General features: G+C 64.0%; 19 protein-coding genes. 14 read left to right on the forward strand and 5 right to left on the reverse strand.

The window, feature by feature from the left end:
- Positions 1 to 11: 11 nt before the first annotated feature.
- Positions 12 to 689: a ribose-5-phosphate isomerase RpiA gene (gene rpiA, locus GJ699_RS05780; RefSeq protein WP_154373965.1), complete on the reverse strand. Its 678-nt coding sequence runs from the start codon at positions 687 to 689 to the stop codon at positions 12 to 14.
- A gap of 157 nt (positions 690 to 846) precedes the next feature.
- On the opposite strand from rpiA, the gene GJ699_RS05785 reads away from it, so the two are divergent.
- Genes GJ699_RS05785 through GJ699_RS05800 form a run of 4 tightly spaced genes read left to right on the forward strand, consistent with a single transcriptional unit; the run spans position 847 to position 3290 of the window.
- Entirely contained in the window at positions 847 to 1215 is a 369-nt protein-coding gene (locus GJ699_RS05785) for a response regulator (RefSeq protein WP_154373966.1), read from the forward strand.
- Positions 1216 to 1217: 2 nt separating this feature from the next.
- Positions 1218 to 1844, forward strand: coding sequence for a chemotaxis protein CheC (locus GJ699_RS05790; protein ID WP_154373968.1), 627 nt, complete (start codon positions 1218 to 1220; stop codon positions 1842 to 1844).
- Positions 1841 to 2800 carry a diguanylate cyclase gene (locus tag GJ699_RS05795; RefSeq protein ID WP_154373970.1) on the forward strand — a complete coding sequence of 320 codons (960 nt, stop codon included), beginning with the start codon at positions 1841 to 1843 and terminating at the stop codon, positions 2798 to 2800. Before GJ699_RS05790 ends, GJ699_RS05795 begins: the two co-directional genes overlap by 4 nt.
- A gap of 10 nt (positions 2801 to 2810) precedes the next feature.
- The gene (locus GJ699_RS05800) at positions 2811 to 3290 is read left to right on the forward strand and encodes a DUF6265 family protein (protein ID WP_154373971.1); all 480 of its coding nucleotides are present in this window, start codon (positions 2811 to 2813) and stop codon (positions 3288 to 3290) included.
- On the opposite strand, the gene GJ699_RS05805 is transcribed toward GJ699_RS05800, so the two are convergent.
- Positions 3272 to 4096 (reverse strand): helix-turn-helix domain-containing protein, encoded by an 825-nt coding sequence (locus tag GJ699_RS05805; protein WP_154373973.1) that lies wholly within the window; start codon positions 4094 to 4096, stop codon positions 3272 to 3274. The genes GJ699_RS05800 and GJ699_RS05805 overlap by 19 nt on opposite strands.
- Positions 4097 to 4113: 17 nt before the next feature.
- Here GJ699_RS05805 and GJ699_RS05810 point away from each other — a divergent pair, with 17 nt between their 5' ends.
- The 5 genes from GJ699_RS05810 to GJ699_RS05830 all read left to right on the forward strand — a co-directional run bounded on the left by GJ699_RS05810 (position 4114) and on the right by GJ699_RS05830 (position 6934).
- Positions 4114 to 5613 carry a cytochrome P450 gene (locus GJ699_RS05810; RefSeq protein ID WP_308495503.1) on the forward strand — a complete coding sequence of 500 codons (1500 nt, stop codon included), beginning with the start codon at positions 4114 to 4116 and terminating at the stop codon, positions 5611 to 5613.
- Between the two features lie 44 nt (positions 5614 to 5657).
- Positions 5658 to 5948: a BrnT family toxin gene (locus GJ699_RS05815; protein ID WP_154373975.1), complete on the forward strand. Its 291-nt coding sequence runs from the start codon at positions 5658 to 5660 to the stop codon at positions 5946 to 5948.
- Complete coding sequence (locus tag GJ699_RS05820) at positions 5932 to 6135, forward strand: BrnA antitoxin family protein (RefSeq protein WP_154373977.1); 204 nt, start codon at positions 5932 to 5934, stop codon at positions 6133 to 6135. The genes GJ699_RS05815 and GJ699_RS05820 overlap by 17 nt, the downstream gene beginning before the upstream one ends.
- 71 nt (positions 6136 to 6206) lie before the next feature.
- The gene (locus tag GJ699_RS05825; RefSeq protein ID WP_154373979.1) at positions 6207 to 6518 is read left to right on the forward strand and encodes a hypothetical protein; all 312 of its coding nucleotides are present in this window, start codon (positions 6207 to 6209) and stop codon (positions 6516 to 6518) included.
- A gap of 8 nt (positions 6519 to 6526) precedes the next feature.
- Complete coding sequence (locus tag GJ699_RS05830; RefSeq protein ID WP_154373981.1) at positions 6527 to 6934, forward strand: GFA family protein; 408 nt, start codon at positions 6527 to 6529, stop codon at positions 6932 to 6934.
- 26 nt (positions 6935 to 6960) lie between these two features.
- Here GJ699_RS05830 and eda read toward each other — a convergent pair whose 3' ends face one another.
- Positions 6961 to 7587, reverse strand: coding sequence for a bifunctional 4-hydroxy-2-oxoglutarate aldolase/2-dehydro-3-deoxy-phosphogluconate aldolase (gene eda, locus GJ699_RS05835; RefSeq protein WP_154373983.1), 627 nt, complete (start codon positions 7585 to 7587; stop codon positions 6961 to 6963).
- A 1-nt stretch (position 7588) separates the two neighbouring features.
- The gene (gene edd, locus GJ699_RS05840; RefSeq protein WP_154373985.1) at positions 7589 to 9511 is read right to left on the reverse strand and encodes a phosphogluconate dehydratase; all 1923 of its coding nucleotides are present in this window, start codon (positions 9509 to 9511) and stop codon (positions 7589 to 7591) included.
- A 217-nt stretch (positions 9512 to 9728) separates the two neighbouring features.
- Here edd and pgi point away from each other — a divergent pair, with 217 nt between their 5' ends.
- The 3 genes from pgi to GJ699_RS05855 all read left to right on the forward strand — a co-directional run bounded on the left by pgi (position 9729) and on the right by GJ699_RS05855 (position 14470).
- Positions 9729 to 11381 (forward strand): glucose-6-phosphate isomerase, encoded by a 1653-nt coding sequence (pgi, locus tag GJ699_RS05845; RefSeq protein WP_154373987.1) that lies wholly within the window; start codon positions 9729 to 9731, stop codon positions 11379 to 11381.
- Entirely contained in the window at positions 11378 to 12265 is an 888-nt protein-coding gene (locus GJ699_RS05850; protein WP_229261955.1) for an SMP-30/gluconolactonase/LRE family protein, read from the forward strand. The genes pgi and GJ699_RS05850 overlap by 4 nt, the downstream gene beginning before the upstream one ends.
- A gap of 102 nt (positions 12266 to 12367) precedes the next feature.
- Entirely contained in the window at positions 12368 to 14470 is a 2103-nt protein-coding gene (locus tag GJ699_RS05855) for a hypothetical protein (RefSeq protein ID WP_154373989.1), read from the forward strand.
- A 13-nt stretch (positions 14471 to 14483) separates the two neighbouring features.
- Here GJ699_RS05855 and GJ699_RS35115 read toward each other — a convergent pair whose 3' ends face one another.
- Entirely contained in the window at positions 14484 to 15956 is a 1473-nt protein-coding gene (locus GJ699_RS35115) for a methyl-accepting chemotaxis protein (protein WP_154373991.1), read from the reverse strand.
- Positions 15957 to 16362: 406 nt separating this feature from the next.
- Between GJ699_RS35115 and zwf the strand changes: the two genes are divergently transcribed.
- Complete coding sequence (gene zwf, locus GJ699_RS05865; protein WP_154373992.1) at positions 16363 to 17835, forward strand: glucose-6-phosphate dehydrogenase; 1473 nt, start codon at positions 16363 to 16365, stop codon at positions 17833 to 17835.
- Positions 17835 to 18689 carry an SIS domain-containing protein gene (locus tag GJ699_RS05870; RefSeq protein ID WP_154373995.1) on the forward strand — a complete coding sequence of 285 codons (855 nt, stop codon included), beginning with the start codon at positions 17835 to 17837 and terminating at the stop codon, positions 18687 to 18689. The genes zwf and GJ699_RS05870 overlap by 1 nt, the downstream gene beginning before the upstream one ends.
- Positions 18690 to 18772: the final 83 nt, after the last annotated feature.

An 18772-nucleotide genomic window follows, 5' to 3' on the forward strand; every position in this document is an offset into this window, starting at 1 on the left:
CATCTGATTGCTTAGTACTTCAGCGTTTTCACACCTTCCGCCGTGCCCAGCAGGCACACATTGGCGCCACGCGCCGCGAACAGCCCCACCGCAATCACGCCGACGATCTGATTGATCTGCGCTTCCAGCGCCTTCGGATCGGTAATCGACAGACCCGACACATCCAGCAGATAACCACCGTTGTCGGTGACGAAGGCTTCGTCGCTGCCCGGCTTCAGACGCAGTTTCGGCGTGCCGCCCAGCGCCACCAGCTGACGCGCCACCGAGGCGCGCGCCATCGGGATCACTTCCACCGGCAGCGGGAACTTGCCCATCACGTCCACCAGCTTGGAACCATCGGCGATGCAGACGAACTGCTTGGCCACCGAAGCCACGATTTTCTCGCGCGTCAGGGCCGCGCCGCCGCCCTTGATCATGGCGCCGGAGTGGTCGATTTCATCGGCGCCATCGATGTAGACCGCCATTTCCGACACGTCGTTCAGGTCGAACACCTCGATGCCGTGGCCGCGCAGGCGAGCGGCGGTGGCTTCGGACGAGGCCACGGTGCCCTTGATCTTGTCCTTCATCTTGGCCAGTTCATCAATGAAGAAATTGGCGGTGGAGCCGGTGCCGACGCCGATGATCTCGTTTTCCACCACATAGGCAATGGCGGCGCGGGCTACGGCTTGTTTCAGTTCGTCTTGGGTCATGATAAAAAGATAAGGAAGGGGAATTCAGGGGGATATCAACTGCCGCTATTTTACCAGCCCGGCTTTTCCGGCAAAATTTACGTATAAAGCATGCAACAACTGTGGTCAGGAAGGTCACGGGATATGCGAGAATGAAAGCACCGCTCAGGGGACAGACATGACTACTAAAACAGTGCTGATCGTCGATGACAGCCGCGTCTCACGCATGATGGCGAAACAGTACATTGCCGGCCTGCGCGCCGACTGGATCGTGGAGGAAGCCGGCACCGGCGAGGAATCGCTGGTCAAGGCGCGCCACGTCAGCCCCGACCTGATACTGATGGACGTTAACATGCCCGGCATGGGCGGCATCGCCGCCGCCGAGCAGCTGCGCCAGGAATTCCCCACCGTGCCGATCTCGCTGCTGACCGCCAATGTGCAAACCGCCACCCGCGAGCGCGCCAGCGCCATGGGCATCGGCTTTGTCGAAAAGCCGATCACCGAGGCGCGCATCGCGCAACTGGTGGCCACGCTGGAAGCGGTGTAATCATGTTCAACCTGACCGAACTCGAAAACGACGCGCTGGTGGAAATCTTCAACATCGGCGTCGGCCAAGCGGCGGCGTCGATGAGCGCCATCGTGCACGAGGCGGTGCGGATGTCGGTGCCGTCGATCAGCTTCATCCCGCGCACCGAGGCGGCGCGGCTGCTGGGCAAGAACGACGGCCTGCCGGAGCGCATCTGCGGCGTCAGCCAGCATTTCCACGGCGCGTTCGGCACCCAGGCCATCCTGATGTTCCCGGAAGATAAAAGCCTGGAAATCGTGCGGCTGATGGTGGGGGAAGCCATTCCGCTCAAGGAACTGACCGAGATGGAACAAGAAGCCATGTGCGAGATCGGCAACATCATGCTGAACTCCTGCGTCGGCACGCTGGCCAACACCTTCCAGCGCGAGCTGCAAGGCTCGCTGCCGCAGTACCATGTCGGCACCAGCGATGAAATCCTCAGCGCCACCGGCAGCGAGGCCGGCAACGTGGTGCTGATGCTGCACATCGACTTTGTGCTGGAAAAGCACCAGATCCACGGCTACGTCGCCTTCGTGCTGGATATCTCGGCGCTGCACGACCTGCAGGAGCAGATCAACCTTTATATTGCGCGCGCGATGGGGCAAGCATGAATTCACCGCGACTGCCCCTGCTGGAAAGCGTGTTCTGCGCCGTCAACCTGGGCGCGATCGTGCTCGACCACGAGCGCCGCATCGTGCTGTGGAATAGCTGGATCAGCAAACACTCCGGGCTGGAGCACGAGCAGGTGCTGGGACGCGATTTCTTTGCCGTCTTCCCCGGCCTGCGCGGTGGCCGGGTCGACACCGCGATCCAGCACGCGCTGTACAACAACTTCGCCTCGCTGCTGTCGCAGACCCTGAACAAGGCGCCGTTCGCGCTGCATGCCAGCCGCGCGGCGGCCGCGCGCGACGAACGCATCCAGCAGGCGGTGGAAGTGACGCCGATCGCGGTGGATGGCGCGCCGCGCCACTGTCTGATCCAGGTCAGTGACGTCAGCATCGCGGTGACACGCGAAAAGCTGCTGCGCGAGCAAACCATGGTGCTGCGTTCGCAAACCTTCTCGGACGGCCTGACCGGCATCGCCAATCGCCGCCACTTCGACGTCGCGATGGAAAAGGAACACCGGCGCGCCAAGCGCGGCGCCACCCCGCTGTCGCTGCTGATGATCGACATCGACCACTTCAAAGCCTATAACGACCACTACGGCCACCAGAAAGGCGATCAATGCCTGATCCAGGTGGCGGCCGCGCTGGCCGACATGCTGAAGCGGCCGTGCGATCTGATGGCGCGCTACGGCGGCGAGGAATTCGCGATGATCCTGCCGGAGACCGACGTCGAGCAGGCCATGCTGATGGCGGAAACCATCCGCGCGCGGGCGCAGGAACTGGCGATCCCGCATGAACGCACCACCGACGCCGCGCAACTGGTCACGGTCAGCATCGGCATCGCCACCCAGTTGCCGGACCTGCCGGTGGAAATCGAAGCGCTGATCGGCGCCGCCGACCGCGCGCTGTACCAGGCCAAGCGCAATGGCCGCAACCGCGTGTCCGCCCTGCTCACCCACTGAGGAGACACCAATGCGCAAGCCGATGCTGTTATCCGCCTGCCTGCTCGCGACGCTAAGTGCCGGCGCCGCGCCGCTGGACCAGTTGGCGTGGCTGAGCGGCTGCTGGACCGCCGATGGCGGCGAGCCCGGCTCGGGCGAACAATGGACCACGACGGCCGGCGGCGCCATGATGGGCATGAGCCGCACCATCAAGGGCGGCAAGGTGGCCAACTATGAATTCATGCGCATCACCAGCGCCAATGACGATGCAGTGATTTTCCACGCGCAGCCGTCCGGCCAGGAGGGCGCCAGCTTCACCGCCATCGCCCTGAGCGCGACCGAGGTGGTGTTTGAAAACCAGGGCCACGACTTCCCGCAAAAGGTGATCTATCGTTACCAGCCGCCGAACCAGCTGCGCGCGGCCATCGAGGGCAGCTACAACGGCAAGGCACGGCGCATCGAATTCCCGATGACGCGCGCCGCCTGCGCCGGTCAGGTCCAGACGCGGTAGATCCAGTAGCTCTCGTCGCCGGAATCCAGCTTGCGCGCCAGTTCCAATGGACTGTGGCCTGTGATCTCGCGCGCTTCGCGGCAGAAGTGGGCCTGATCCGCATAACCACCGCGCGCGGCGATGTCGGACCACACCGCCCTGCCGGCCAGATACTCATCGCGCGCGCTGAAGAACGAGAGTTCGGCGCGCTGCAAACGCAGCAGCTTGCGCATTGGTTGGCCGGCGCTGGTTTTGATGCGGCGTTCGATGTTGCGCACGCCGCGTCCCAACGCGGTGTTGGCGGCCTGCGCGGCCAGATGGCGCACCCAATCGCCGGCCGTGGCGCCAGCGCCACCGGGACGCGCGGCCTGCCAGCGCGGCTCCAGAAATTCTTCCACCAGCTGCAGCGCCCGCTCCGGCGTCGCCAGCACGGCGGCCGATAAAGCTTCCCACTCGGGTCCCAGCGCCTGCTCCACCGGCGCCCAGCGGTTGACCCAGGATGAAAGGTCAATACCGCTCAACGCATGCAGCACCTGCGGGTAAAACATCACCATCAGCATGCGCACCGGGCCGGGATTGTAGGTGGTGATCGGACGGTTCTGCGGGCCGCAGAACACCACGCGGATGCGGTCCTGCGGCGCATCGGCCGGCTCCACCACTTCCGCCTCGCCCTCGATGTAGAAGGTGATCGAACAATGCGGCGTGGCCGGATAGTGGTTGTAGCGATCCGCGCGCGCGGCGAGCGGCGTCTCCACCGTGCTGCGCTCGATGTAGGCGCGTACGCAGGATGCCAGTGACTTGCGGGGGAAGATCAGCCGAGTACTCATGGCAAACAGTTTATACCATGTCGCAAACGTTCAATACGCTGCGCGCGCGGCGCGGCACACTGGCACTATCGTTACTCCAGGAAGCCGTCATGCAGAACACGATCAACGCCCCCGCCTCCGCCAACACCGCGCTGCGCCACCTGCGCGACCTGCCGGGACCACGTCCCTGGCCGTTGGCCGGCAATCTGCCGCAATTGCGCGCGCTGCGTATCCATCAGGACGTGGAGGCGTGGAGCAAGCGTTATGGTCCGCTGTTCAAAATCACGTTTGGCCGCACGCCCTTGCTGGTGGTGGCCGACCATCAACTGGTGAACGCGGTGCTGCGCGACCGGCCGGATGGTTTCCGGCGGCCGTCGATCAGCGCCATCATTTCCGAGGAAATGGGCGGCCGGCCCGGCGTGTTTTTGGCCGAGGGTGCGGCCTGGCGCGACCAGCGGCGCATGGTGATGGCAGCCTTGGCACCGCATGCGGTGAAGGCATATTTTCCATCGCTGGTGACGGTGGCGCTACGGCTGCAACAGCGCTGGCAACAGGCCGCGCGCGACGGCAGCAGCATCGATCTGGCCGAGGATCTGAAACGCTACAGCGTCGACATCATCGCCGGACTGGCGTTCGGTTCAACCGTGAACACCATCGATGGCGGCGAGGATGTGATCCAGCGTCACATGGACGTGGTGCTGCCGGCGGTGGCGCAGCGTTCGATCGCGCTGTTTCCTTACTGGCGCTATCTCAAGCTGCCGCGCGACCGCGCGCTGGACCGGCATCTGCTGGCGCTGAATCATGCCATCGATGAGCTGATCGCGGCGGCGCGCGCGCGGCTGACGGCCGATCCGGCGCGGCGCGAACGTCCATCCAATCTGCTGGAAGCGATGATCTGCGCCGCCGATGAGGGCGGCAGCGGCGTCACCGACGCGGCGGTGGCCGGCAACGTCACCACCATGCTGTTGGCCGGCGAGGACACCACCAGCAATACGCTGGCGTGGATGCTGTATCTGTTGCAGCGTAATCCGGCGGCGATGCAAAAAGCGCGCGACGAAGTGCTGCGGGTGGCGCCCGATCCACGCGGCTTCACCATCGAGCAGATGGACGCGCTGGATTATCTGGACGCCTGCGCGCAGGAGGCGATGCGTCTGAAGCCGGTGGCGCCCTTCATTCCGTTGGAAGCGCTGCGCGACAGTGTGGTGGGCGATGTGCAGGTGCCGAAAGGCGGCCTGGTATGGTGCGTGATGCGCAACGACAGCGTGTCCGACACCCACGTGCCCAATGCCGCCGCCTTCGATCCCGAGCGCTGGCTGGTACGCGGCGACGGCGCGATCGACAAACACGTCTCGATGCCGTTCGGCGCCGGCGTGCGTACGTGCCCGGGGCGCTACCTGGCGCTACTCGAAATCAAAATCGCCGCCGCCATGCTGCTGTCCAGCTTCAGCATCCAATCCATCGACACCTTGGACGGCGCCGAGCCCGAAGAACTGATGGCCTTCACCATGTCCCCGATCGGCCTGCGCATGCGACTTTGATCGACCACAACACCGCTGGCGTCGCTTGACTATACAAATAGTCAATGCATAATCAATTCAACGACATCGAATTCGATTTAGTAAAAGCCCAGTCAAATTTGCGCAAACACAAAGTAAGTTTTGGGCAGGCGGAGCAGGTTCTGCTAGATCCATTGGCGATCACCACAGAGGATAAGCACGCGCTCGGTGAGCAGCGTTTTTCGACTTTGGGCGCAGATGGCGCCGGGAAAATTCTGATAGTCATTCATACGTCGCGCGGTGATAGAACCAGGCTTATCTCCGCACGCAAGGCCAGCAAAAGCGAAGCGGAGAAATATCATGCGCAAGGAATATGATTTCAGTAAAGGATGGCGTGGTGCAGTGCTATCGACAAAAGGGAAAACACAAGTTTCAGTTTATCTCGACGATGACGTGTACGCTTTTTATCTTTCCAAGGCGGAGTCACTGGGACGCGGCTATCAAGGACTGATTAATGAAGTCCTGAAGACTGCCATGCTGCAAAATCAGATACCGCCACGCTAGCCATTTGCAAGACTGTTTCGCGTGCGCGGCGGTCGTGCTACGCTGATCCTTATGAGCCAGGGAGGAGCGCGATGCGGTTTAAATTTGAAACCAAGCGGCAGGGCCGCTGTTTTGCGGAAAGCGAACATGACGATGACGCCATCCGCGTCGAGATCTGGTACGACCAGAATACCGATCCCAAAAAGGTCGAGTACCTGCTGCATATCCGCGACGAACCGCCGCCCAAGCAGATCACCGAAGCCGGCGCCTTGCAGGACGCCACCCGCATCGCCATCAACCACTTCCAGGCCACCAAGACCAAAGACGGTGACGAGTTCGAAATGCACTGCAGCCGCATCACCGCCCGCTGGTCCGGCACGCTGTATAACAAACTGAGCGGCTAGGCCAGCAGATGCCCGACCATCACGCTACCGCATCCTGCAGCTGCGGCCAGCTGCGCATCGAAGTCCGCGGCGCCCCTCGCGGCGTCGGCCTGTGTCACTGCCTCGCATGCCAGCGCCGCACCGGCAGCGTGTTCGCCGCGCTGGCCAGCTTCAATGCGCCGTACCAGGTCAGCGGCCAGGCCACGGAATACCTGCGCAGCGGCGACCAGGGCGCGCAATTCCTGTTCCGCTTTTGCCCGGTATGCGGCACCACCGTGTACCACACCGAAGTCGGTGACGACAGCCGGGTCAGCGTCGCGGTCGGCGCGTTTGCCGACCCGACGTTTCCAGCGCCCACCGTCTCGGTCTACGACAGCCGCCGTCATCCCTGGGTCCAGCTGCCGCCGGGCACGCGGGCTTACCACACCGATCCATAAAAAAAGGCGCCGCAGCGCCTTTTGTCTTATGCCCGCAGGCTGCTGGCCGCCTTGGCCAGTTCGGTGATTTTGTCCCATTCACCGTTGGCGATCAGGTCTTTTGGCGTCAGCCACGAGCCGCCAACGCAGGCCACGTTCTTCAGCTTGAGGAACTGCGGCGCGGTCTCGATCGAGATGCCGCCGGTCGGGCAGAAGGTGACGTCCGGCAGCGGGCCGGCGATCCCGTTCAGCATGCCGACGCCGCCCGCCGGCACCGCCGGGAACAGTTTCAACTGCTTGAAGCCCTGCTCGCGCGCCACCATCACTTCCGACGGCGTCATCACGCCCGGCAGCAATGGCAGGCCGCTGCTCTTGGCGGCGGCGATCAGCGCCGGGGTCAAACCAGGCGACACGCCAAACACCGCGCCGGCATCGCGCGCGGCGGCGAATTCTTCCGGCTGGGTCAGCGTGCCGACGCCAACGATGGCGCCTTCCACCGCCGTCATGGCCTTGATCGCGCCCAGGCCGTGCGCGGTGCGCAGCGTCACTTCCAGCACGCGGATACCGCCGGCCACCAACGCTTTCGCCAGCGGCACGGCGTGATCAGGATCGTCGATCGCGATCACCGGGATCACGGCCGAGGTACGCATAATGTCGAGCAGAGACAGGGTCATATCAGGCTTCTTTCTTGGAGGAGAAATCTTCGTCGGAACCCGGCACGGTATTACCGACCGGCTCTTTTTCATGCAGATTCACCGTGGTGGCGATCGGCGACGGCAGCGGGAAGGTAGTCGCGCCCTTCTCCGCCTCGCACACGCTGTTGCGGAACATTGAGAACAGCTCGCGGCCCATGCCAACCTGGTTGATCGACATGTCGGCATGCGCCATCGAGCGCGCGTGCCACACCGTCGAGTCGACCAGCGCTTCCAGCGTGCCGGATTCGGCGCAGACCTTGATGATGTCGCCATCGCGCACCAGGCCGAGCGGACCGCCGGCCAGGATTTCCGGCGACACGTGGATCGCCGCCGGCACCTTGCCCGACGCGCCCGACATGCGGCCGTCGGTCACCAGCGCCACCTTGCGGCCGGCGTCCTGCAGATTGGCCAGCGCCGGGGTCAGCGCGTGCAGTTCCGGCATGCCGTTGGCGCGCGGGCCCTGGAAGCGCAGCACCGCCACGAAATCGCGGTCCAGCTGGCCGGCCTTGTAGGCATCCATGAAGTCTTCCTGCGAGTTGAACACCAGCGCCGGCGCTTCCACCGTGCGGTGCTGCGGCTTCACCGCCGACACCTTCATCACGGCGCGGCCCAGGTTACCTTGCACCAGCACCATGCCGCCGTCCGGCGAGAATGGCGCGCTGGCTTTGCGCAGCACTTTGTCGTCGCCCGGTTCGAGCGGCGCATCCTTGAACACCACACCCTTGTCGCCCTCGCCCAGGAACGGTTCGGCGCAGTGCGCGCGCAGACCTTTGCCGAGGATGGTGGTGACGTCGTCGTGCAGCAGGCCGGCATCCAGCAGCTCGCGGATGACGAAACCGGTACCGCCGGCGGCGTGGAAGTGATTGACGTCAGCGTCGCCGTTTGGATAGATGCGGCACAGCAGCGGCACCACTTTCGACAGCTCGTTGAAATCGTCCCAGTCGATGACAATGCCGGCCGCCTTGGCGATCGCCGGCAGGTGCAGCGTGTGATTGGTGGAACCACCGGTGGCCAGCAGCGCCACCACGGCGTTGATGATGGCCTTCTCGTCGACCACATGGCCGACCGGGATGTATTCGCCACCCTGGTCGGTGATGACGGCGGCGCGCTGGGCGGCAGCCTTGGTCAGCTCATCGCGCAGCGGCGTGTTCGGGGTGATGAAGGCGGCGCCCGGCAGGTGCAGGCCCATCACTTCCATCAGCATCTGGTTGGAGTTGGCGGTGCCGTAGAAGGTACAGGTGCCGGCGCTGTGGTAGGACTGCGACTCGCCTTCCAGCAGTTCGGCGCGGCCAACCTTGCCCTGGGCGTACAGCTGGCGCGTCTTGGCCTTCTCGGCGTTGGACAGGCCGGTGGTCATCGGGCCGGCCGGCACGAACACCGCCGGCAGGTGACCGAAGTGCAGCGCGCCGATCAGCAGGCCCGGCACGATCTTGTCGCACACGCCCAGGTACAGCGCCGAATCGAACATATTGTGCGACAGCGCCACCGCCGCCGACATCGCAATCGCGTCACGCGAGAACAGCGACAGTTCCATGCCTGGCTGTCCCTGCGTGACGCCGTCACACATGGCCGGGGTGCCGCCGGCGAACTGCGCCACCGCGCCCACTTCGCGCACCGCTTGTTTGATAATTTCAGGATAACGCTCGAACGGCTGATGCGCCGACAGCATGTCGTTGTACGCCGAAACGATCGCCACCGACGGCTTCTTGACCTCTTTCAGCACCAGCTTGTCATTGGCCGGGAAGGCGGCAAAGCCGTGCGCCAGATTGGTACAGGCCAGCGTGCCGCGCTGCGGCCCTTTGACGCGGGCCGCTTCGAGGTGGGCCAGATAGGCGCCACGCGATGCTTTGCTACGCTGAATGACGCGATTGGTGACGGCTTCTAAGACGGGATGCAACGCCATGATCGTTCCTTATGAATGAATTCCGTGAAATTTTACTACAAAATTCCAAAACCGACTTTGTTTTCTTATAGAGCTGGCATGTGCTGGCGGTCGTCGGCGGCGTAATTCAATCCGTTACAACAGTGGAAAAAATCGTGGCCTGCAACCAAAGCGTAGTGAATTTACCTGATTTTCCCTGTATTATTCGCTCATCCCCTCTTACCTCATAATCAACATTATGCGCCAGCCATCACTTACCTCGACCGCCAGTTTCCAAGCCCTAGCCGCTCATGCCGCCGACGCCAAGACCTGGCAGCTGCGCCAGTTGTTTGCGGCCGACGCACAACGTTTTCCCAAGCTGACCGTCGACGCGGCCGGCCTGTTCCTCGACTATTCCAAGAACCGCCTGGACGCCGACACCGTGCGCCTGCTGCTGGATCTGGCCCGCGAGCGCGGCGTCGAGCGCCAGCGCGACGCGATGCTGAATGGCGAGAAGATCAATCTTACCGAACAACGGGCTGTACTGCACACAGCATTGCGTATGCCGCGCGGCAAAGCCTTGGTGGTGGACGGCCAGGACGTCAACGCCGACGTGCACGCGGTGCTGGACCACGTGAAGGAATTCACCGACCGCGTGCGCAACGGCCAGTGGCTGGGCTACACCGGCAAGCCGATCACCGACATCGTCAACGTCGGCATCGGCGGTTCGGACCTGGGACCGAAAATGGCGGTGCTGGCGCTGCGCTCGTACTCGCATCCGCGCCTGAAAACGCACTTCGTGTCCAACGTCGACGGCCATGACATGGACGCCGCGCTGGCCCTGGTCAACCCGGAAACCACGCTGTTCATCATCGCCTCCAAGACTTTCACCACCGCCGAGACCATGCTGAACGCCGGCACCGCCCGCACTTGGTTCCTGCAGAATGGCGGCAAGGCGGAAGACCTGGCCAAGCACTTCGTGGCGGTTTCCACCAACACCAAGGCGGTGGCGGAATTCGGCATCGACACCGCCAATATGTTCCCGTTCTGGGACTGGGTCGGCGGCCGCTACTCAGTATGGTCGGCGATCGGCCTGTCGGTGGCGCTGGCGGTCGGTTTCGGCTATTTCAGCGATTTCCTGGCCGGCGCCCACGCCATGGATGAACATTTCCGCGAAGCGCCGCTGGAACAGAACATGCCGGTGCTGCTGGCCATGGTCGGTTTCTGGAACCGCCAGTTCCTCGACGCCGGCTCGCTGTCGATCGCGCCGTATCACCAGGATCTGAACCGCTTCCCGGCCTACCTGCAACAGCTGGACATGGAATCGAACGGCAAGCGCATCACCCGTGGCGGCGCTGAAGTCGACACCCCGACCTGTCCGGTGGTGTGGGGCGAATGCGGCACCAACGCGCAACACGCCTACTTCCAGCTGCTGCACCAGGGCACCGACGTGACGCCGATCGATTTCATCGCCGCGCTGCGCGCCACCCACGACCTGGCCGGCCATCACGACGCGCTGCTGGCCAACTGCTTCGCGCAATCGGAAGCCTTCATGACCGGCAAGACCGCCGATGAAGTGCGCGCCGACCTGGCCGGTTCCAAGCTGAGCGCCGAGGAAATCGACGCGCTGGTGCCGCACAAGACCTTCCCTGGCAACCGTCCATCCAACACCATCCTGATGGACCAGCTGACGCCGGGCGCGCTGGGCGCGCTGATCGCGCTGTACGAGCACAAGACCTTTGTGCAGGGCGTGATCTGGGACCTGAACAGCTTTGACCAGTGGGGCGTGGAGCTGGGCAAGGTACTGGCCAAGAACATCCAGTCGGAACTGACCGGCGAAGTAAAACCGGAACGTCACGACAGCTCGACCAATGGTCTGATCTTCATGGCAAAGGCGGCGCAACACATATGAACATCAAGGTAGCTTACGACGCCGTCATGCAAACCGGCGAGTGCCCGCTGTGGCACCCGCGCGAGCAGGCGCTGTACTGGGTCGACATCCCGGCTTTCACCGTGCACCGGCTCGATCCGGCCAGCGGCGCGCACCGCGCCTGGAAACTGGACAGCGAACCGGCCACGCTGGCCATCAGCGATCAGGGCGGCCTAGTGGTGGCGATGCGCAGCGGCTTCGCACACCTGGACACCGCCAGCGCGGACGTGAAGCTGACGCCCATCGTCGCCGCGCCGTATGACCAAGCCATCACCCGCTTCAACGATGGCCACGTCGATCCGGCCGGGCGCTTCTGGGTCGGCACCATTTACGAGCCGCGCGACAAGCCGGCGGCGGAAATGTATGTGCTGGAGCGCGGCCAGTTGCGCAAGGTATGGTCGGGCGGCATGACCAACTCCAACGGCTCCGGCTTCAGCCCGGACCAGAAGAGCATGTATCACGCCGACACCGCCGCCCACCGCGTCACCAAGCTGGATTACGACGTCGCCACCGGCGCGGTCGACAACCAGCGCCTGCTGCACCAGTTCTCGATGGATAAGGAGAACAATTACGGCGGCCGTCCGGACGGCGCCGCGATCGACAGCGAAGGCAATTACTGGGTGGCGATGTTTGAAGGCGCGCGCATCGCCAAGCTGTCGCCGGACGGCGCGCTGCTGGGCGAGATCAAGCTGCCGGTGCGTTGCCCGACCATGCCGGCCTTCGGCGGTCCGGATCTGCGCACGCTGTACGTCACCAGCGCCGGCGCCCGTCCGGCGCCGGAACTGGCGCAATATCCGCTGAGCGGCAAACTGCTGGCGATCGAGATGGATGTCGCCGGCCGCGAGGAGCCCGCCTACCGCGCATGAGGCAACGCCACGGAGGACACACACGATAGAAAATATGGAATTTTTGCTTTATATGCAATTTCATATTATTATCGCGCGGAAAAGTTCTTCGTGGAATCCTACATGCACATTGCTTCAGAAACACCCTCGCGCCACCAGCGCGCCCACACCTGGATCGCACTGGCGGTCGCGCTGCTGGTGGTGGGCGTCTTCTTCCGCCAACAGCTACTCAATCATTTCGCCTACCTGTCCGGCGACCGTTACGACGGCGTGATTCAGGTCGCGCTGCTGGAGCACTGGTATAACTTCTTCACCGGCTGGTCGCACTGGAACAGCCCCAACTACTTCTACCCCTATCCCAAGACGCTGGGCTATAACGAAGGCCAGTTCCTGTATGGCGTGATCTACACCGTGTTCCGGCTGTGCTCGATCGAATCGTTCGCCGCCAATGAGCTGGTGAACATGGTCATCAAGGCGATCGGCTTCTTCGGCTTCCTGGCGGCGGCGCGGCGCATGCTGAAGCTGCCGTTTGCGTGGGCACTGCTGGGCGCCGCCGTGTTCACCCTCAGCAACAACAGCTATATGCAGCTGTCGCACGCACAGCTGCTGTCGGTGGCGTTCGCGCCGGTCGAAGCGCTGCTGATCTATGAAACCTTGCAGGCGCTGTTTGCGCAGCAGGGCAAGCGCCTGTTCAAGTTCGGTAGCCTGGCCGCGTTGCTGTTCGCGGCGTGGATGCTGACCTGTTTGTACACCGCCTGGTTCTTCACCACCTTCACGCTGATCGTGCTGGCGGTGCAGCTGGTGCTGATCGGCCGTCCCGGCCTGCGTCAACTGCGCGACGCGGTGATCGCCAACTGGCGGCCGCTGCTTGGCATCGCCGTCGTGGGCGCGGTCGCCTTGCTGCCGTTCGCCAGCGTCTACATCAGTGGCGGCGGCGTGTCCAAGCAGCGGCCGTGGAGCGAGATTCTGTACTACATCCCTACCCTGTTCGACAGCTTCAACGTCGGCACCGCCAACCTGCTGTTCGGCGGCAAGATGCAGGCGCTGCACGCCGGCTGCCAGATGTGCGACCTCGGCAGCGGCGAGCGCGAAGCCGGCCTGACGCCGATTCTGCTGGTGCTGGCCGGGCTGTGCGTGCTGGCCATCTTCAAGCGCGAGCTGGCGGTGCCGCCGGCCATCCGCACCGCGCTGATCGGCATCGCCGCCGCCAGCCTGATCATGTTCCTGCTGGCGATCCGCTTCGGCGACGACAGCGGCTGGATCTGGATCTACAAATACATGCCGGGCGGCGGCGGCCTGCGCGTGGTGGCGCGGGTATTCCTGTTCCTGGCGGTGCCGGCGACGGCGCTGGCGGTGTGGTATCTGTCGCGTTCGGCGTGGCCACGGCTGGTGGTGCTGGCGCTGTGCGCGCTGCTGCTGGCCGAGCAGATCAATCTGCAGCCAATCACCACGCTGGACCGCCGCCTGCTGATTGAGCGCACCAGTGGCATCCCGGCGGCGCCGGCCGAGTGCAAGTCCTTCTTCACCACCGCCTCGCCGGATACCGTCGACGGCGATCCATCGTTCGCGGTGGGCTCGCTGTATCCGCACAATGTGGATGCGATGCTGATCGCGGAATTGGCGCACCTGCCCACCATCAACGGCTTCGCCAGCTTCAATCCGGCCGACTGGAATTTCGGCGCGCCCACCAGCCCGGATTACCGGCTGCGGGTGCAGGCGTTCGCGCAGGCGCACAAGCTGGACGGCCTGTGCGAACTGGACCTGGTGAACAAGCGCTGGGAAGCCCATCCGGTCTATGCCGCCACCGGCAGTCGGCTGGCTTACTGGGATTTGACCAGCGCCACGCTGGACGGCGCCAGCCTGCAAGGCTTTGCCGATGCCGAGCCGTGGGGCCGCTGGAGCGTGGGGCAGGAGGCGCGCTTCAAGTTCACGTTGCCCGAGCATGCCGGCCGCGACCAGCTGAAGCTGAAGATCAATCTGATTACGGCGCTGGTCAATGACAAACATAGCCAGCGCATGCTGGTCTCGGTCAACGGCGGCCCGGAACGGGAATTCGTGTTCAAGAGCACGGCACGGGCCAACGTCGAGCTGCCGCTGCCAGCCCTGGCCGACGGCCAGGTCGAGCTGCTGATGCGCTTCCCGGACGCGGCCTCGCCACGTCAGCTGGGCATCAACGCCGACGAGCGCCAGCTGGCGGTCGGCGTCAAGTCGATCGAGATCCAGTAAGAAGAAGCGGCGGTTACGCCACCAGCCGCAGCGCGGCTGGTGCGCTGGCCGCGCGCCGCGCCGCCGAACCTTCCTCCAGCTTGAAGGCCGACACCAGCCGGGTCAGATGCTGCGCTTCCTGCGCCAGCGCATCGGCCGCCGCCGCGTCTTCCTCGACCAGCGCGCTGTTCTGCTGCGTCACCTCGTCAAACTCGACGATGGCGCTGTTGATGCGCTCGATGCCTTCGTTCTGCTCCTGATTGGCGTTGCTCATCTCGCCCATGATGGCGGTCACGCGCTGCACGCTGTCGACCACTTCCAGCATGGTGGCACCGGCCTCGTCAACCAGCCGGCTGCCGCCCTCCACCGTCTGCACGGTATCGCCGATCAGCTCCTTGATTTCCTTGGCCGCGCTGGCCGAGCGGTGCGCCAGCGTGCGCACTTCCGACGCCACCACCGCGAAGCCGCGCCCCTGCTCGCCGGCGCGGGCCGCTTCCACCGCCGCGTTCAGCGCCAGGATGTTGGTCTGGAACGCAATCCCGTCGATCACCGAAATGATGTCGACGATTTTGCGCGACGAGGCGTTGATCTCGCCCATGGTGTCGACCACCTGGCGCACCGCATCGCCGCCCTTGGCCGCGATCTTCGACGCACTCTGCGCCAACTCGTTGGCCTGGCGCGCGCTTTCGTTATTGGCGCGCACCGTGGCCGCCAGCCGCGCCATCGACGACGCGGTCTGCTCGATGTTGCCGGCCTGGCGCTCGGTGCGGCGCGACAGCTCCGCATTGCCCTGCGCGATTTCGCCGGAGGCGCCGGCGATGGTATGCGCGCCATCGCGCACGCCGGCGATGGTGTCGCGCATGGTGACCAGCATTTCTACCAGCTTGCGCGCCAGCCGGCTGTGCGGCTGAGCCTGGGTGGCCGACAGGTCGATGCGGCCCTCGATCGCCGCCAGCGCGGCGACGATGCTTTCCAGCTCGGCCGCCTGGTTGGCGGCGCGGCGCAGAATGGTCGCCAGGAAGATCAGCACCGCCGACTCCACCACCACATAGGCGGCGTGAATGAACACGGTCGACAACTGCGGCCGGGTGAAGCACATCACGCCATAGCCCCATTCCTGCAGATAATGGAAACTCAGGTGATGCACCGCCGCCACAGCGGCCGCCACCACGATCGGCTTCCAGTCGCGGTAGGCCAGCAGGAAGGCCAGATAAACGAAAATGCCGAAGTGCAGCTCGGTCAGGCCGGCGGCCTGATGGATGTTGAGCGCCGCGAACACCATCAGCGACGCCGCCGCCGCGCAGCGCGTCAGCAGCGAGCCCGGCGCGGTCACGTGCAGCGCGGTCGGAATGCCGGCGGCCAGCAGGCCGACCAGCAGCGCCAGCAGCCAGGTGTCGTTGAGGCCGGCCAGCGCCAGCGCAAACAGTTGCAAGGCCCATAGCACGCACAGGATCAGCTTGTCGGCCTGGACGGCGATCGCCTGCAAGGGGTCGTATCGATTTGTCATGAAATGCTCCGGGGCCGATCAATGCGACTGCGCGCGACGACAGGCCAGCTTATAATTGACGGTTGGGGATCGGCGGGGCGAAGGCCGGGAGCGTAAAGATGCCGCGTAGTGGCGGCGCATGCGCTGCATGATCCGGCGGAGAGCGCGCAAAAGGGCGCGGAACGGCGTACAGGATCGCATGCGGGAATGCCGCCATTATAGCGCAATTTTCCCAAAGGAAATTAATCCGGCCAGCGTGCGGGCTGCGCGCAACAATTGCAGATCGCCAGTGGCCGGGCCCCTCGCGCACTATGATAATGTAGTAAAATTTCTTGCAAAGCCCCCTGAGAAGTAGTAAATTTACACTGGCGGCCGCTGCTGTTTGCGGTCATTCCTCCGGCACCTTTTTTGCGACGATTTACACACTATGGCTCTTTCCGATTTTGATCTGGTTCTGTTTGGCGGCAGCGGCGATCTGGCGATGCGCAAATTGCTGCCCGCGATGTATGCCCGCGATGTCGCCAAGGACTTGCCGCCGACCGCCCGCATTATCTGCGTCGGCCGCGCGGACGCCAGCCAGGAGGAATTCCTGCAAACCGTCGAAACCACCTCCAAGCCGCTGATCAAGTCGCCGGCCGTGGTGCCGGCCGCGTGGGAGCGCTTTACCAAGCGCATCGTCTACGTGTCGCTGAACGCCACCGACTCGGCCAGCTACAAGAGCCTGGTGGAAGCGCTGCGCAAGGACGAGGCCATCACCAAGGTCTACTACCTGGCGACGCCGCCGGCGATCTTCTCCAAGATCTGCGAGAACCTGAAGGAAAACGGCCTGGTCACGCCGAACTCGCGCGTGGTGCTGGAAAAGCCGCTCGGCCGCGACCTGGCCTCGGCCAAGCAAATCAACGCCGAAGTCGGCAAGGTGTTCGAGGAATCGCAGATCTACCGGATCGACCACTACCTGGGCAAGGAAACCGTGCAGAATCTGCTGGCGCTGCGCTTCGGTAACATCCTGTTCGAACCACTGTGGCGCCGCGAGTGGATTTCCGACGTGCAGATCACCATCGCCGAAAAGCTGGGCGTGGGCAACCGCCTGGGCTATTACGACACCTCGGGCGCACTGCGCGACATGCTGCAAAACCACCTGCTGCAACTGCTGTGTATCGTCGCCATGGAACCGCCGACCTCGATTTCGCCGGACGCGGTGCGCGACTCCAAGCTGCAAGTGCTGCGCTCGCTGAAAAAATTCACCCCGACCACGCTGGCGCAGAACATCGTGCGCGGCCAGTACCGCGCCGGCCACGTCGACGGCAAGGCGGTGCCGAGCTACCGCGACGAGCCGGACGCGCCGGAACATTCGCGCACCGAAACCTTCGTCGCGATGAAAGCCGAGATCGACACCTGGCGCTGGGCCGGCGTGCCGTTCTACCTGCGCACCGGCAAGCGCATGGCCGATGGCCTGGCGGAAATCGTGGTGCGCTTCAAGCAGATTCCGCACTCGATCTTTGCCCAGCCGACCAACAGCTTCCAGCCGAATTCGCTGGTGATCCGCTTGCAGCCGGACGAAGGCCTGCGCATGAACCTGATGGCCAAGACGCCCGGCGACGGCATGCGTCTGAAACAGGCCGAGCTGGAACTCGACTTCCGCGAGCAATTCAAATCGCCACGCATGGAAGCCTACGAGCGCCTGCTGCTCGACGTGCTGCGCGGCCAGCTGACGCTGTTCATGCGCGGCGACGAGCTGGAAGCGGCGTGGGAATGGGTCGAGCCTATCCTGAACAACTGGGAAGCCGACGACAGCTACCCGCTGCCTTACTCCTCAGGCACCTGGGGCCCGGCCGCCGCTTCGGCGCTGATCGGCCGCGATGGCCTGCAATGGCGTGAAGAAGTATTGCCGGAAGACTGATGCTACTCGATTCCATCCGTACCCAACTGGACTCGCTCTCCAAATCGGAGCGCAAGGTGGCGTTGGCCGTGCTCGATCACCCGACGCAGACGGTCAACCAGAACATCACTGCGCTGGCCAAAAGCGCGCAAGTGTCCGAACCGACCGTGGTACGTTTCTGCCGTACGCTGGGCTATGACGGCTGGCATGAGTTCAAGCTCAAGCTGGCCCAGGGGCTGGCGCTGGCCCTGCCCGGCCTGAACGAACAGCCGACCCAGGACGACCTCGCGGCCGACCTGGTCAACAAGATCTGCAGCCGCTCGATCAACACCCTGCTCGACCTGCGCAACAACCTGAATCCGGAAGCGGTGCAAAAGGCGCTGGACATTCTGTCCAAGGCCAACAAGATCGAGTTCTACGGCCAGGGCACGTCCGGCATTGTCGCCGCCGACGCCCAGCACAAGTTCTTCCGTTCCGGCGTGCCGACCGTGGCCTACGCCGATCCGCACATCCACAGCATCGCCGCCGCCCTGCTGCGCACCGGCGACGCGCTGGTGGCGATTTCACAGCGCGGCAACAGCCCGTCGCTGGTGCGCTCGGTCAAGCTGGCGCGCCGTGGCGGCGCCGAGGTGATCGTGCTGGCGCCATCCGGCACCCCGCTGGCCGAGCTGGCCACGGTGCTGATCCCGATCGACCTGATCTTCAACATCGACCCCTACACGCCGATCTCGGCGCGGCTGGCCTATCTGGTGGTGATCGACGTGCTGGCGGTGGGCCTGGCGCTGCAGCGCGGTCCGGAATTCCGCAAGAAGATGCAGAACGCGCAAAAAGCGTTGCAGGAATTCGACTTGCAATTCGACTCCTTCATCGGCTAAGCCCCTCTGTAACATTTTGTAATACTTCCTAGCCTGTGATTTACACGGCAGACCGTTGCCGTAGTGAACTATCTGACCTAGCC

The sequence above is a fragment of the Duganella guangzhouensis genome, assembly GCF_009674535.1.
Classification (GTDB): domain Bacteria; phylum Pseudomonadota; class Gammaproteobacteria; order Burkholderiales; family Burkholderiaceae_D; genus Rugamonas; species Rugamonas guangzhouensis.

Excerpts from the sequence above, each read along its gene's own strand:
- rpiA (WP_154373965.1), bottom strand. The coding sequence starts at position 689 with ATGACCCAAGACGAACTGAAACAAGCCGTAGCCCGCGCCGCCATTGCC.
- GJ699_RS05785 (WP_154373966.1), top strand. The coding sequence starts at position 847 with ATGACTACTAAAACAGTGCTGATCGTCGATGACAGCCGCGTCTCACGC.
- GJ699_RS05790 (WP_154373968.1), top strand. The coding sequence starts at position 1,218 with ATGTTCAACCTGACCGAACTCGAAAACGACGCGCTGGTGGAAATCTTC.
- GJ699_RS05795 (WP_154373970.1), top strand. The coding sequence starts at position 1,841 with ATGAATTCACCGCGACTGCCCCTGCTGGAAAGCGTGTTCTGCGCCGTC.
- GJ699_RS05800 (WP_154373971.1), top strand. The coding sequence starts at position 2,811 with ATGCGCAAGCCGATGCTGTTATCCGCCTGCCTGCTCGCGACGCTAAGT.
- GJ699_RS05805 (WP_154373973.1), bottom strand. The coding sequence starts at position 4,096 with ATGAGTACTCGGCTGATCTTCCCCCGCAAGTCACTGGCATCCTGCGTA.
- GJ699_RS05810 (WP_308495503.1), top strand. The coding sequence starts at position 4,114 with ATGTCGCAAACGTTCAATACGCTGCGCGCGCGGCGCGGCACACTGGCA.
- GJ699_RS05815 (WP_154373975.1), top strand. The coding sequence starts at position 5,658 with ATGCATAATCAATTCAACGACATCGAATTCGATTTAGTAAAAGCCCAG.
- GJ699_RS05820 (WP_154373977.1), top strand. The coding sequence starts at position 5,932 with ATGCGCAAGGAATATGATTTCAGTAAAGGATGGCGTGGTGCAGTGCTA.
- GJ699_RS05825 (WP_154373979.1), top strand. The coding sequence starts at position 6,207 with ATGCGGTTTAAATTTGAAACCAAGCGGCAGGGCCGCTGTTTTGCGGAA.
- GJ699_RS05830 (WP_154373981.1), top strand. The coding sequence starts at position 6,527 with ATGCCCGACCATCACGCTACCGCATCCTGCAGCTGCGGCCAGCTGCGC.
- eda (WP_154373983.1), bottom strand. The coding sequence starts at position 7,587 with ATGACCCTGTCTCTGCTCGACATTATGCGTACCTCGGCCGTGATCCCG.
- edd (WP_154373985.1), bottom strand. The coding sequence starts at position 9,511 with ATGGCGTTGCATCCCGTCTTAGAAGCCGTCACCAATCGCGTCATTCAG.
- pgi (WP_154373987.1), top strand. The coding sequence starts at position 9,729 with ATGCGCCAGCCATCACTTACCTCGACCGCCAGTTTCCAAGCCCTAGCC.
- GJ699_RS05850 (WP_229261955.1), top strand. The coding sequence starts at position 11,378 with ATGAACATCAAGGTAGCTTACGACGCCGTCATGCAAACCGGCGAGTGC.
- GJ699_RS05855 (WP_154373989.1), top strand. The coding sequence starts at position 12,368 with ATGCACATTGCTTCAGAAACACCCTCGCGCCACCAGCGCGCCCACACC.
- GJ699_RS35115 (WP_154373991.1), bottom strand. The coding sequence starts at position 15,956 with ATGACAAATCGATACGACCCCTTGCAGGCGATCGCCGTCCAGGCCGAC.
- zwf (WP_154373992.1), top strand. The coding sequence starts at position 16,363 with ATGGCTCTTTCCGATTTTGATCTGGTTCTGTTTGGCGGCAGCGGCGAT.
- GJ699_RS05870 (WP_154373995.1), top strand. The coding sequence starts at position 17,835 with ATGCTACTCGATTCCATCCGTACCCAACTGGACTCGCTCTCCAAATCG.